This window comes from Dyella sp. 2RAB6, assembly GCF_052115385.1.
GTDB lineage: Bacteria > Pseudomonadota > Gammaproteobacteria > Xanthomonadales > Rhodanobacteraceae > Dyella_D.
This window is the reverse complement of record NZ_JBFRGP010000011.1, coordinates 1-14,958: the sequence shown is the minus strand read 5'-3', so window position 1 is coordinate 14,958 and position 14,958 is coordinate 1. Positions and strand designations below refer to the sequence as shown.

Here is a 14,958-nt window from a genome sequence, read left to right as displayed (position 1 = left end):
GCAGGAAATCCTGCAGGGCGGCGACGCCTCGCAGCCGGCGGCCGACGGCCTGGCCCGCGACGGCCAGCTCTACGGCGGCGTGCTCAAGGGCCTGCAGGAAGGCAATGCGGAAGTCGGCGTGCGTTCGATGAGCGACTCCAACGCGCGCAAGATCCTGGGCGACATGCAGACCAAGTGGGACAGCCTGCAGGACCCGGTGACCAAGCTGGTCGGCGCGGCCGGCAACCTGTCCGAAGTGAAGCGCGCGGGCAACCAGGCTTCGCTGGATTCGCAGAACGTGCTGCTGCGCGCGAATGAATTGTCCGAGCAGATCGGCAAGCTGCCGCTGCGCCGGCTGTTCCCGAACGTGTGGTGGGGCGTGCTGGGCGCCGGCGGCGCCGCCGCCTTCGCCGTGCTGCTGGTGTTTACCCTGGTCCGCGACCAGCGCCGCCGCTTCCAGGAATCGGCCGAGCTGAACCAGCGTAACCAGGAGGCGATCATGCGCCTGCTGGACGAAATGGGTTCGCTCGCCGAAGGCGACCTGACGGTGAAGACCACCGTGACCGAGGACATTACCGGCGCCATCGCCGACTCGGTGAACTACGCCATCGACGAGCTGCGCACCCTGGTGACCACCATCAACGAGACCTCCGAGCAGGTCTCGTCCTCGGCCCAGGAAACCCAGACCACCGCGCGCCACCTGGCCGACGCGGCCCAGCACCAGGCGGCGCGGATCAGCACCGCGACCTCGGCGATCAACCAGATCGCCAGCCTGATGGACAACGTGTCGAAGGATTCCGCCGAATCGGCCGACGTGGCCGAACGCTCGGTGCGCATCGCTTCACGCGGCGCCGAAGTGGTGCGCGAGACGATCTCGGGCATGGACTCGATCCGCGACCAGATCCAGGAAACCTCCAAGCGCATCAAGCGCCTGGGCGAGTCGTCCCAGGAAATCGGCTCGATCGTGGAACTGATCAACGACATTGCCGAGCAGACCAACATCCTCGCGCTGAACGCCGCCATCCAGGCGGCCTCGGCCGGCGAGGCGGGCCGAGGCTTCGCGGTGGTGGCGGACGAAGTGCAGCGCCTGGCCGAACGCTCGGCCAGCGCGACCAAGCGAATCGAAACGCTGGTGCAGGCGATTCAGTCCGACACCAACGAAGCCGTCAACTCCATGGAGCAGACCACCGCGGAAGTGGTGGCCGGCGCCCGCAAGGCCGAGGACGCGGGCAGCGCGCTGGGCGATATCGAGCGCGTGTCGCACGATCTGTCCGCGCTGATTCAGAACATCTCGGCCGCGGCGCGCGAGCAGTCCATCGCGGCGACGGACATCTCGCAGTCGATGAACGCGATCCAGGAAATCACTTCGCAAACCTCGCAGGGCGCGAGCCAGACGGCCGAGTCGATCGGCTACCTGGCCCAGCTGGCCAGCGATCTGCGGCGTTCGGTGGCGCACTTCAAGCTGCCGGGCTGACAACCAGAAACAGGTACGGGTGCGTCCGCCACAAATGGACGCGCCCGAGGACAGGGGGGCAACCTCGACGGTTGCGTGACACGCGTTGCGTGGCCGCTGAGAGGGGCGCATGAGACTTCAAGACCACATCGATTTCACCACCCTGCAGTGGGTCAAGCCCGAGCTTGACGAGACGCTGGCCATCGCCCGTGAGGCGCTGGAATCCTACGTCGAAAATCCGGGCGACCGCGCTGTCATGCGCTCGTGCGCCGACAGCCTGCACCAGGTGCAGGGCACCCTGCGCATGGTCGAGCTGTATGGCGCCGCGCTGGTGGCCGAGGAAATGGAAAACCTCGCTGTCGCCCTGCTCGAAGGCCACGTCACCCAGCGCGAGGAAGCCTATGCCGCGATGATGCGCGGCCTGATGCAGCTGCCGGACTATCTGGAACGCCTTTCCGGCGGCCATCGCGACGTGCCGGTGGTGCTGCTGCCGCTGCTCAACGAGCTGCGCGCCAGCCGCGGGCAGCAGGCGCTGCACGAGTCGGCGCTGTTCGCGCCGAATCTCGAGGCCGCGCTGCCGGACAACGCGCCGGCCGCGCTCAACCAGGAAGAGGCCGAGCGCATGCACGGCCGCATCGCCGAGCTGCGCCTGCGTTTCCAGCAGCAGCTGCTGGGCTGGTTCCGCGGCCAGGCGGCCGAGCAGCAGCTCGGCGCGATGGTGCAGACCCTCGATGCGATCGCCGCGCGCTGCTACAGCGTGCCGGGCCGGCGCCTGTGGTGGATCACCGCCGGCGTGCTGGAAGGCCTGCAGCAGGGCGTGCTGAAAAGCCAGGTGGGCGAGGTGCGCCAGCTGATCGGCAAGGTCGATCGCAGCATCCGCCAGCTGATCGAACAAGGTGAAGCGTCCATGCGCGGCGGCGATGCCGACGAGCTGGCGCGCAAGCTGCTCTACGTGGTGGCGCAGTCCAAGCAGCGCAGCGCGCGCATGGACCTGATCGTGCGCACCTACGGCCTGGACCGCCTGCTGCCCGACGAGAGCGAGCTGGAACATGCCCGTGGTTCGATGTCCGGCCACAACCGCGCCCTGCTGGATTCGGTGGCCAAGGCCATCAAGGAAGACCTGCTGCGGGTGAAGGAGGCGCTGGACCTGTTCCTGCGCCAGGCCAACGCCGACCCTGCTCAGCTCAGCGAACAGACCGGCGTGCTCGAACGCGTCGGCGACACCCTCGGCATGCTCGCCCTGGGCGTGCCGCGCCGCGTGGTGACCGAACAGCGCCGCGTGCTGGAAGACATCGCCAACCGCATGCGCGCCCCGGACGAGGAGCTGCTGCTCGACGTCGCCGGCGCGCTGCTCTACGTGGAAGCCTCGCTCGACGACCATATCGAGAGCCTCGGCGCCGACGAAGAACCCGCGCACGACGCGCCGGTCAACATGCTGCCGCGCAGCGAGGCGCGGCACATCCTGTCGACCCTGATGCAGGAAGCCACCGCCAATACCGGCAAGGTGAAGGACGCCATCGTCGCCTTCATCGAATCCGGCTGGCGCCATCAGGAACTGACCGACGTGCCGGGCCTGATGGACGAAGTGTCCGGCGCCATGCGCATGCTCACCGCGCCGCGTCCGGCCGAACTGGCCGAAGGCATCGGCCGCTTCGTCGGCAACGAACTGCTCAGCGACCGCCGCGTGCCGACCAGCACGCAGATGGATCACCTGGCCGACGCGCTGGCCGCGCTGGAGTACTACCTCGAAGCGGCGCGCGAACATCGCGGCGGCCTCGAACACATCCTGGACGTGGCCGAGCACAGCCTCAGCACGCTCGGCTACTGGCCGCCGCCGGCGGCACGCACCGTGCTGGCCGACGCCGAGCCGGCCGCCGCCGCGCCCGCACCGGTACCCACCGCGTTTACGCCGGACCTGGGCACCGACCACGAACTGACCGAGACCGTCAGCCTCGGCACCGGCCACGACCTGGGCAGCCTGGTGATCGGCGAAGCCGTCACGCCGATGCCGTCCGCGCACGAGCTGGCCGGCCTGCGCCTGGTCGATACCGAACACGTGCCCGCGCAGGACGCGTCCGGCATCAACGACGAAGACGACTGGGTCGAGATCGAAGAGGAAGTGCTCGAACACGTGCCGTCCGCCGACGCCATCAATGCCCACGCCGGCTTCCAGGTCAGCGTTGACGGCATCGACGACGAGATCCGCGAGATCTTCCTGGAGGAAATGCAGGAGGAGATCGACAGCCTGCGCGACGCCGAGCGCAAGTGGCTGGCCGATCCGGAGCGCCTCGAAGGGCTCACCTCGATCCGCCGCTCCTTCCACACGCTCAAGGGCTCCGGCCGCCTGGTCGGCGCCACCGCGCTGGGCGAGTACGCGTGGAAGATCGAGAACATGCTCAACCGCGTGCTCGATCAGTCGATTCCCGCCAATGCGAACGTGCAGGCGCTGATCCACCACGCCATCGAAGCGCTGCCGCAGCTGCGTGCCGCGCTGATGGGCGAGGGCGCGCCGAATGCGCCGCTGGCCGCGATCATGGAAACCGCCGATCGCCTTTCCGGCGGCAGCGAACACGCCAGCATCGAAGACTTCAAGTCCGCCGCCACCGAGACGGTGCGTCGCACCGTGCGCCGCCGCGTGCGGCGCTCGCAGCTCGCCGCCGAGGCGATTCCGCCGGCCACGCTCGCCCACGTCGAACCCGCGCCGGAAGCGGTGGCAGCCACCCCGGTGCATGACATGATCGCGCCGCCGGTGCTGCCGCCGGTCGATCCGGTGCTGCTGGAAATCCTGCGCAGCGAAGTCGCCCAGTACCTGCAGACCATCCGCCACGCGATCAACCGCGTCGACGGCGAGCTGCGCGTGGACGACGGCCTGCTGCGCGCCGTGCACACGCTGCACGGTGCCATCGCGATGGTCGACATCCCGCTACTGACCCAGCTGCTGTCGCCGCTGGAAAGCCTGCTCAAGCGCCTGCGCGCCGGCGGCCATCCGCTCTCGGCCGAGGGCGTGAACCTGCTGGGCAAGAGCGCCGACGCCGTCGACTACATCATGGGCCAGTTCGACGCCGAGCAGCCGCAGCTGCCGGAACTGGACCCGTTGATCCGCCGCCTGTGCGAGCTGCGCGACGCGCAGCCCGAGGCGCAGGTGGCCCACGTGCTGTTCGAGCCGCTGGCCGACGACCTGGCCGCGGAGGGCGAAGTCGACGAAGGCGCGCTCGCCGCCGCGCTGGACGCCGCCATGCCGGTGCAGCCTGGCGAGGCGCATGCGCCGCACGAAGCCGCCACGCCGGCCCCCGCGCCGGTGGACGATTTCACCGCGGAACTGATGGCCGCACTGGGCAGCTTCGAGGCCGAAGCGCCCGTGCAGGAAGCGGAGGCGACGCATCACGCCGCCGCGCCGTTGACCGAGGCGGACGATTTCGCCGCGCTGTATGGCGACCTCACCACCGACGTGCCGCAGCACGAGGAAACGGCAGCGGACCCGTCCGAGATCGTGATGGAGCACACGCTGTCCTTCGACGGCCAGTCCATCGAACCGATCGAGCTGTCCGGTGCCCACCTGGGCGCCGACGAAGCCGAGCACATCGAGCTGTCGCTGGATGCCGTCGAACCGGCGGAAGCGCGCCTGGTCGATGCGCATGCGCTGGTCGGTGCGGAGCAGGCGGTCGAAGCTGTCACGCCGCATGCGACGCTGGAGCCGGCATCCGCCGAGAGCCCGGTGCTCGCCGAAAGCCAGGTCGAAGAGATCGAAGTCGGCGCCGTCGACGAGGCCGGGCTGGCTGAGTTCCTCGGCACGCCCGAAGCCTTCGCCGATCTCGCCGAGCCGGTCTCGGGCCTGGTCGACGAGCCGATCGTCGAAGCGGTGCATGTCGAAGCCGTGCATCTCGAAGCGGTGGCGCCGGCTGAAGTCGAGCCTGAGCACGTCGAAGCTGCGCACGTCGGGCCGGAAGCTGTCGTCGAGGCCGAGGAACCGAAGGCCGCAGCACCGAAGCCCCCGCAGCACGACCTCACTTCCGAATACGCCGGCAGCTGGACCAACGAACAGATCGATCCGGACCTGCTGGAAATCTTCACCGAGGAAGCGCGCGAGATTCTCGATCACTCCGACAGCGTGCTGTCGCAGTGGCGTGCCGAGCCGGCCGAACCGGAACACATGGCCAGCCTGCAGCGCGACCTGCATACGCTGAAGGGCGGCGCGCGCATCGCCGGCATGGTGCCGGTGGGCGATCTCACCCACGCCATCGAAACCATGCTGGAAAGCCCGGTCGGCCACGATCCGGCGCGCCAGGGCGAATTGATTCGCGCGCTCGAAGCGGGCTTCGACGCACTGCACGGATTGGTGCAGCGCATGTCGCAGGGCCGCGGCGTCGAGTATCCGCAGGCGATGATCGACCGCTTCCTCGGCCTGGCCGGCGAAGCCAAGCCAGCGGAGGAGCCGGCCGTGCCGGTGGCCGGGCTGGCCGATCGCGCCGGCTTGCCCGAACTGCTGCCGGAAGAAGGCCAGTTCGACGAGATGCGCGGTCCGCAGGAACAGATCCGCGTCCGTTCCGAACTGCTCGACACCCTGGTCAACCATGCGGGCGAGGTGGCGATCTACCGTTCGCGCCTCGAACAGCAGGTGGCCGGCTATCGCTTCAACCTGGTCGAGCTGGACCAGACCGTGCAGCGTCTGCGCAGCCAGCTGCGCATGATGGAAATCGAAACCGAAGCGCAGATCATCGCGCGCTTCCAGCGCGAGCACCGCGAAGCGGGCATGAGCGTGTTCGATCCGCTCGAGCTCGATCGTTACTCGCAGCTGCAGCAGTACTCGCGTGCGCTGGCCGAGTCGGTGTCCGACCTGGTGTCGATCCAGGGCATGCTGGACGAACTGACCCGCCAGGCCGAAACGCTGCTGATCCAGCAGTCGCGCGTGAGCTCGGAACTGCAGGACGGCCTGCTGCGCACGCGCATGCTGCCGTTCGACACGATGGTGCCGAACCTGCGCCGCACCCTGCGCCAGGCCGCGCAGGAGCAGGGCAAGAGCGCCCAGCTGTTCGTAGAAGGCGCGCACGGCGAAATGGACCGCACCTTGCTCGACCGCCTCAAGGCGCCGTTCGAGCACATGCTGCGCAACGCCGTGGCGCACGGCATCGAATCGCCGGACGAACGCCGCAAGGCGGGCAAGCCGGCCGAAGGCGCGGTGCGTATCCGCGTGGCGCGCGAAGCCACCGAGGTGGTGGTGCGCGTGACCGACGACGGCCGTGGCCTGGACCGCGAGGCCGTGCGCAAGCGCGGCATCGAGCGCGGCCTGCTGCGCGCCGACGCCAAGCTCAGCGACGACCAGTTGCTCGCCCTGATCACCCAGCCGGGCTTCTCCACCGCCAGCAGCGTCACCCAGCTGGCCGGCCGCGGCGTGGGCATGGACGTGGTGGCCAACGAGATCAAGCAGCTCGGCGGCTCCATCGCGGTGGAATCGCAGGCCGGCCAGGGCACCACCTTCGTGCTGCGGCTGCCGTTCACGCTGGCGGTGACGCAGGCGATCCTGGTGCGCATCGGCGAATCCAACTTCGCCATCCCGATGACCTCGGTGCAGGGCGTGGCCCGCATCAGCCCGGCCGATCTGACCGAACGCCTGGCCGAGTACGAGCCGAGCTTCCCGTATTCGGGCGAGCCGTACGGCATCCACGACCTGGCCGAACTGCTGGGCATTCCGGCCGGCCATCCGGGCGACGAACAGCTGCCGCTGCTGCTGACCCGCGCCGGCGACCTGCGCGCGGCGATCCGCATCGATGCCGTGATCGGCTCGCGCGAGATCGTGGTGAAGTCGGTCGGCCCGCAGGTGAGTTCGGTGCCGGGCATCCTCGGCGCCACCATCATGGGCGATGGCTCGGTGCTGATCATTCTCGATCTGCCGCCGCTGGTACGTCACGGCATCGTGCGCCGCCAGGAACGCCTGGCCGAAGGCCTCACCGCGGTCGAAATGCCGGTGGTCGAGGAAGAGCGCGTGCGCCCGCTGGTGATGGTGGTCGACGACTCCATCACCATGCGCAAGGTCACCGGCCGCGTGCTGGAACGCCACGAGTACGAAGTGCATACCGCGAAGGATGGCCTGGATGCGCTGGAGAAACTGCACGAGCGCGTGCCCGACCTGATGCTGCTCGATATCGAAATGCCGCGCATGGACGGCTTCGAACTGGCCGAGCAGATGAAGGCCGACCCGCGCCTGCGCCAGGTGCCGATCATCATGATCACCTCGCGTACCGGCGATAAGCATCGCCAGCGCGCGTTCGACATCGGTGTGGACCGCTACCTCGGCAAGCCGTACCAGGAAGCCGAGCTGCTGGCGCAGATCAGCGAAGTGCTGGAGCAGCGTGCCCTGCAGGACCAGGCGACGGAGTCCGCCCATGGCTGAAGCCCCGGCAGTCGCACTGCTGTTCGACGACGCGGAACTCGGGGCCCATCTGCGCGAAGCCTTGCGCGAACGCGGTGCACGCATCGTGCACGAGGGCGCGCTGGGCACGCTGAGCCGCGAATTGATCCACGGCACCGGCGCCCAGGTGGTGGTGGTGAACCTCGACGACGAAGCAGCCGACAAACTCGATCGCCTCTACGACGTGATCGACGGCGACCATCCGCGCGTGGTGTTCAACGACGCCCAGGCCAGCCGTGGCCTGGACGGTTGGGACCGTGCGCGCTGGGCGCGCCATCTCGCGGTAAAGGTGCTGGCGGACGGCGATATCGATCCGCCGCGCCCGGCCGATGCCCTGGCGGTGGAAACGCCGGTGCAGCAGGTAGCGTTGGCGCCGGTCGCGCTGGCGTCGGCATATGCAGAGCCGGCGGCGGAACCCGAAGCCGCCACGCTGGCTGAGATCGAGCCGGTGGCCGATATCACGCTGATCGACGAAGCTCCCGAGATCCTGCTTTCGCCGGTGGTCGGCGAAGCCGCCGACGTGTCCGAATCGCTCGCCGCCGAACTCGAAGCCCTGCTCGCCGCCGATACGGACGAGCCGGTCGAAGACGAATTCGGCAGCGGCCTGAAGCCGATCGCCGACGACGCGCCGCCGCTGCACGACGGCATGTTCGGCGCCGACTTCGACACCGATTTCCTGGCCGACACGCAAGGCCACGCACCGCTGCCGCCCCTGCACGACGAGCTCGTCGCCGCGGTGCCGCCGCCGATGCGCGAAGAGCTCACCGCCAGCACGCCGACCGAACCGCTGGCCTCGCCGCCGAGCGCGGCACGTCCGTCGTTCCAGCTCGACCACCTCGCGCTGACGCCGCTGGACGACAGCTTCATGCCCGCCGACGCGCCGATCAAGGTGGAGAAGGTCCCCAGCGCCGAGGCGATGCATGCCGGCTGGTCGCTGGTCGACGACGACGCGCCGCTGGCCGAAGCGCCGGCGCCGGAATTCGGCATCGAGAAAATGAGCGCCGTCGATTTCCTCGCACCCGACGTGGAGTTGCTGGACGAGGCGCCGGGCATCGAGCCCGGCATGACGCTGGAACTGGTCTCCATCGAGGAAGCCATTGCGCCGCGCGAGGAATACGCGCACGAAGTGCATCTGGGCGAACTCGACAGCGCGCTTGGCCGCGTGTTGCTGCTCGGCGCGACGGTCGACAGTACCGACTCGGTCTGTGCCTTCCTCGCCGCGTTGCCGTCCAGCCTGCGCATGGCGGTGCTGCTTACCCAGCACCAGGGCGCAGCTTCGGTAGACGCATTGTCCGAGCGCCTGTCCAAGCATTCCGCCCTGCCTGTGCGCATCGCCAGCCACGGCCACCGCGCGCGCGCCGGCGAAGTGCTGCTGGTGCCCGCCAACCGCCAGGTGCGCTTGCTGCGCGACGGCCGCGTCGAGTGCGAAGCGGTGGACGTCACCTCATTCCAGAACCCGTCCATCGATAGCGCCTTCACCACCGCCGCCAACGTATTCGGCCGCGACGCCGTCGCCATCGTCTTCGCCGGCCCTGGCACCGATGCCGTTGCCGGCGCGCAAGCCGTGCACGACCGCGGCGGCCGCGTGTGGGTCGAGCAGGCCTCCGGCGACCACTACGCCGACATGGTGCACGGCGTCGAAGCCGAACGCCTGGCAAGTTTCACCGGAACGCCGTTCGAACTGGCGGCACGTTTGATCGAAGAGGAAGTCCAGCGATGAGCGAGCAGCCGTTACCGCGCGAAATCCGTTGCGTACTGGTGCCGGTAGGCCACCTGCGCTTGCTGCTGCCCAACGCCACCGTCGCCGAAGTGATTACGCTGCCGACCTCCGAGCCGGTTGAGAATGGCCCGGAGTGGCTGCTTGGCCGCATCGCATGGCGCGGCTGGCGCGTGCCGCTGGTGTCGTTCACCAAGCTCGCCGGTGCGGAGGAGGGCGATCCGACCTTGGCCAAGCGCGTGGCGGTGTTGAAGGCGCTGGGCGGGAATCCGAAGCTGCCGTTTGTGGCAGTTGTTACTCAGGGGTTTCCGCGGCTGACTACGCTTAATGCGGAGTTGATTATTCCCACGCACGATGGGACGGAGTTGCCGCCGGGTGTAAAGGCGCAGGTGTTGGTGCGCGATGACGTGGCGGTGATTCCGGATCTTGAGGGGATTGAGGGGCAGTTGGCGGAGATGTTGGAGTTGGTGGAATAACGTGACCCCGTTCGCTGCGCGTGGCAGCAAGCTTCTCTTCCCTTGAATTAGGTGGACCAAGGATTGGTGCAAGCAAGGTGCATGGAATGCTGTTTGAGACGCCAGTCATTGATCAATAAAGGCCGTGCCGCCGTTAGGTGGCGCGGCCTTTCTTTTGGAACGTTAATGGTCGGCGCCTCATGACAAACCGGTCACTGCAGTGGAAGTCGGCTCGATATTGCTGCTTCCATTCGGTCGGTAGCCGATATGGATCATCTCGTTGCAAGTTTCTCCAGGGAAAACCCATGAAGCGTTGGATCCTTCTCCTTCTAACTGGCTTGCTCTTCTGGGCGCCGATGGCTGGGGCGCAGAACTATAATGCGGTAAGTACTTATCCGCAGAATCAGGTCCAATGGGATGGACCTGCAGCCCAGGCGTGGGAGGAAAGCAGTCTTGCTGCGGCCTGGGCCGCGTATTTCTCTGCCGTCGGATCGCCGGAGAAATGCTGGTTGATGGACTGGCACGTCGAGCCGTCGGGCACCAGTTACACGCCACCGCTTCATACGACGGAGATGGAGGCCGATGCACACTGCGTCATTCCTCCCAGTCCGGACATCCTGGTCTACTCGCCTTACGCCGTGTATTGGGTATACACCTGTGATCCCGGCTACAACTGGGGGCCAACGGAGGCCAACCCTAACGTAAGGGGCTGCAACGCCGGCTATTTTCTGGGCAAGCCTGGCAACAATCCTGCAGATGGCAATTGCATGTGTAGTGGCGGTGAGAAAGCCGTACCACTCCCCATCGATCTTGGCTCCGGAAACATGTCGGAATCCGCCAGCGACTACGTCAGCGGAAATGGGCGCCTTCGCTTCGATCGTAGCTACAACAGCAATCCCCAGAATGCGGCTGGCAATAGGGGTTGGAGCAACGCTTTCGCGGCCAGGCGGATCACAAGTATCGCGGCGGGGGCGAAATCGTCGGTGTCCGGTGGGTCGACGGCTTTCTTCTCCGCTACCTACAGTTCGGCGGACGGGGCGTGCACCTCGGGCGTCGCTGAGCTGGCCAGTCGCGATTCCGCCTATAGCGGTGTGACCGCAACCAATAGCGGCAATGGACAGTGCACATTGTCCAATGGCGAGGTACTTAGAATCTACAACACCAATCCGTCATTGGCCTACTCGGCGCCGATTACGGATGCAGTTGCGGGCATTACTGTGTTTCGGCCAGATGGCCGCAACTACTACTTCACCTGTTTCAATGGGGTGTGCCAGTCGTCCGGGCAAAGCACCATTACTCTTGTTGCGAACAGCGGCGGCTACTCGTTGACTGCCGAGAATGGCGACGTCGAGTCATACGATCCGAACGGTCGTCTTTTGAAGATCACGAGCAGGGATGGCTATGCGCAGACCTTTGCTCGGGCGGATGTCGGCAATGCCAATGTCATCAGCTCAGTAACGGATAGCTACGGCCGGCAACTGGGCTTCGGCTATGACGGTAGCGCCCGGCTGACACAGCTCACCCTGCCGGATGAGACGAACGTTCAGTACGCCTACGACGAGCTGGGAAATCTGGCTTCGGTGACCTACGCAGACGGAAAGTCGATCACGTACAAGTACGAGAGCGCCAATTTCCCCCAGGCGATGACTGCCTGGGTGGATGAGGGCAACGCGAACTACGCGACCTGGACGTACGACGCGACCACGGGTAAGGCTCTGTCCAGCGCCCTGAACGGCAATGTCTATACAAACGCGGTGAGCTACAGCGGTAATGCCACTACGGTGACCGACAACCTCGGGGCGCAGCGTACTTTCAACTATCAGGATTCGGCGGGTGGCATGCGGCTGGTCTCGGTCAGTGGGCCGCTTTGCCGCGACTGCGTGGGCCAGCAAATGGCTTACGACAGCAATGGCTTTCTCAAGTCATCCCAGAGTTGGAGTGGGGTGACTACTAATTATACGTACAGCTCGCTGGGACTCATTCAGCAACTGGTCGAAGGCGTGGGTGATACGGCTCAGCGCTCGACCAACATCACCTGGAATACCTCGCTGCGCGTGCCGCTTTCGCGGACGGTTAGTGATGCGGGCAGTGTAGTCAAGAAGAGTACGACCTGGGTCTATAACGGTGCCGGTCAGGTACTCGCCCGCTGCGAAATAGATGCTTCAGTCGCCGGCAGCTACACGTGCGCTGCCACGGGATCGACTCCTGCAGGCGTGAGCCGCTGGACGTATTCCTATTGCAATGCCGTTGATGGCGCGCAGTGCCCGGTCACGGGTTTGTTGCTGAGCGCTACCGGTCCTCGCACTGATGTCACCAGTACGGCGCATTACAGCTACTACATGAGTGCCGATGAATCCGGCTGCGGTACGATCGGCGGCGCCTGCCACCGCGCGGGCGATCTCTATCAGGTTACCGATCCGGCTGGCCATGTCACCACATTCGTGACCTACGACAAAAACGGTCGCGTAATGCGTCAGCGGGACACTAATGGTGTTCTCACCGACACCACCTACCATGCCCGCGGCTGGGTGCTCACTCGTACTGTCCGCGCCAATGCCGATGGCACAGCGTCGTCGAACGACGCTGTGACACAGATCGGTTACACGCCTTATGGCGCCGTGACCTCCGTGAAAGATCCTGACGGCGTGCAGCTTACCTACACCTATGACGCCGCCCATCGCCTCACCGACATTGCCGACCCCGTAGGCAACCGCATCCACTACACGCTGGACGCGGCGGGCAACAAGACGAAGGAAGAGACCTACGACGCTGGCAACACCCTGCGCCGATCCCTGGCTCGCAGCTACAACACTCTGGGCGAGCTCACCGGTATCAAGGATGGCCTCAATCGCACCGTCTTCGACGCCAGCTTCAGCGACAGCTACGACGGCAACGGCAACCTGGTGCGCAGCGCCGATGCGTTGGGCATCCAGCGCAAGCAAGGTTTCGACGCCCTTAATCGCCTGGTCAGCACCATCGACAACTACAACGGCACCGATACCGCCACGCAAAACACACAGAGTGTGTTCGCCTACGGCCCGCGCGATGAGTTGCAGGGCGTGAGCGACCCGGACGGTCTCAATACCACCTACGACTACGATGGCCTGGGTAACGCCAAGGCGGTGCACAGTCCCGACACGGGCACGTCCAGCTATGTCTTCGATGCGGCCGGCAACCGCATTCAGGCCACGGATGCACGAGGTGTGGTCAGCCACAGCACCTTCGATGCGCTTAACCGCATCACCGCCACCACCTATCCGACTAGCGACGCAAACGTTAGCTATCGCTACGACGAGGCAGACAGCGTCACGGGCTGCGTGGGTTCCTACGCGGTTGGTCGCCTGACCAGTGTGGTGGAAACCGCCGTCGCCACCGTCTACTGCTACGACGCCCGAGGTAACGTGGTGCAGAAGCGCCAGACCCAGGGCACGAACGTCGACATGGTCAGTTACAGCTACACGCTGGCCGATCGCTTGGCGAGTACCCATACCCCGGATGGCACTGTCATCCAATACAGCCGCGATGGCGCGGGACGCATCAGTGGCGTCAACGTGCAGTCGCCGGGCAGCAGCGGGGCCGGCAACGTGGTGACCAACGCCAGCTACCTGCCATTCGGTCCCATCGCCAGCTACACCCTAGGCAATGGCCAGACCATCACCCGCACCTACGACGCAAACTACGCGGTGACAGACGTCGTCAGCCCGGCGCTGAATTTGCACTTTGCCCGTGATGCGATAGGTAACATTACAGCCTTGGGCAATGCATCAGGTGCCAATCCAGCGATCGAGACCTACAGCTACGATCCGTTGTACCGATTGACGGGCCTCAAGGATGCACAGGGCCAGGCAATCGAGGCCTACACCTACAATAAAACCGGCGACCGCCTCAGCAAGGCGAGTAACGGACTGGCGACGGGTACCTACGGTTATCAGACCGGAACGCATTGGCTGACGAGCATCGGCAGCAGCGCCCGGACGTATGACGCCAATGGCAACACCACTGGTAATGCGGCGGGTGGCGACACATTTGGTTACGGCTACAACGACCGCAATCGCTTGACGGTGGTGCAGCGGAACGGCCAGACGGCTGCGAACTACATCTACAACGCAATGGGGCAGCGCGTTGCCAAGGCTGCATCAGCGAGTCAGCGCTTCACCTATGACGAAGGCAGTCAGCTCTTGGGTGAATACGGGGCGACGAGTCGTAGCTACGTTTGGTTAGACAGCCTGCCAGTGGCAATCATCAGCACAAACGGTTCAGGTAGCACAGTAAGTTACGTGCATGCGGATGGTCTGAATACTCCGCGTTCGATCGCCGATAGCACGGGAGCGACGGTGTGGCAGTGGGCATATCAAGCGAATCCCTTTGGCGAGAAGCTCCCCACAACTACTGAAATCACCTTCAATTTGCGATTTCCTGGTCAGTATTACGACGTCGAAAGTCGACTTCATAACAATATTAACCGCGATTACGAAGCCGTGACGGGTCGGTATGGTCAAGCGGATCCGTTAGGATTCAATGCGGGGCCCAGCTTATATAGCTATACCGCATCAAATCCGCTGAGCCACGTCGACCCGTTGGGGCTTGTGCCAGACAATAAGAGCTGGCGGATCCTTTGCTTCATCCTCTTTGCGGCTTGCAACCAAAACCCGGACATGGTGCAACCTAACAATCCGGGGGCGCCTCCCGGGCATCAAACCCCCGCAGAGCCAAGAGGAAATCCACTTGGTGGGATGGAAGACCCAGTTCCTGCCGAGCCAGAAGCCCCGCCACAGTCCTGTCCTGGAGGCCAGCCGCAAGGGGGGACGCCAACAGGGGGCCTATCCTAGATTTTGTGTAAACGGGGCATTGGCAGGAAACTGCCATCTGACCCGGAGACACCATGAGTCCACGCAAACACGAAGTGCCCGACGAGCTGCTTAGCAGTCTGTTAGCCAACTATCAGAAG

The 14,958-nt window shown here is 65.5% G+C and carries 4 protein-coding genes and 1 pseudogene; all 5 read left to right on the top strand.

Annotation, left to right across the window (positions count from 1 at the left end; genetic code table 11):
• Positions 1-214: 214 nt before the first annotated feature.
• Positions 215-1,453: pseudogene (locus AB4083_RS15515) on the top strand (methyl-accepting chemotaxis protein); the annotation flags it as partial.
• Positions 1,454-1,562: 109 nt separating this feature from the next.
• A complete protein-coding gene (locus AB4083_RS15510; protein ID WP_441608985.1) occupies positions 1,563-7,820 on the top strand; it encodes an Hpt domain-containing protein in 6,258 nt (2,085 codons plus the stop codon).
• On the top strand, positions 7,813-9,558 hold the full coding sequence (locus AB4083_RS15505; RefSeq protein WP_441608984.1) for a chemotaxis protein CheB: 1,746 nt from the start codon (positions 7,813-7,815) through the stop codon (positions 9,556-9,558). Before AB4083_RS15510 ends, AB4083_RS15505 begins: the two co-directional genes overlap by 8 nt.
• Positions 9,555-10,031 (top strand): chemotaxis protein CheW, encoded by a 477-nt coding sequence (locus tag AB4083_RS15500; RefSeq protein ID WP_441608983.1) that lies wholly within the window; start codon positions 9,555-9,557, stop codon positions 10,029-10,031. Before AB4083_RS15505 ends, AB4083_RS15500 begins: the two co-directional genes overlap by 4 nt.
• Positions 10,032-10,315: 284 nt before the next feature.
• A complete protein-coding gene (locus AB4083_RS15495) occupies positions 10,316-14,839 on the top strand; it encodes an RHS repeat-associated core domain-containing protein (protein WP_441608982.1) in 4,524 nt (1,507 codons plus the stop codon).
• The last annotated feature ends 119 nt before the right edge of the window (positions 14,840-14,958 follow it).

Excerpts from the sequence above, each read along its gene's own strand:
- AB4083_RS15505 (WP_441608984.1), top strand. The coding sequence starts at position 7,813 with ATGGCTGAAGCCCCGGCAGTCGCACTGCTGTTCGACGACGCGGAACTC.
- AB4083_RS15510 (WP_441608985.1), top strand. The coding sequence starts at position 1,563 with ATGAGACTTCAAGACCACATCGATTTCACCACCCTGCAGTGGGTCAAG.
- AB4083_RS15495 (WP_441608982.1), top strand. The coding sequence starts at position 10,316 with ATGAAGCGTTGGATCCTTCTCCTTCTAACTGGCTTGCTCTTCTGGGCG.
- AB4083_RS15500 (WP_441608983.1), top strand. The coding sequence starts at position 9,555 with ATGAGCGAGCAGCCGTTACCGCGCGAAATCCGTTGCGTACTGGTGCCG.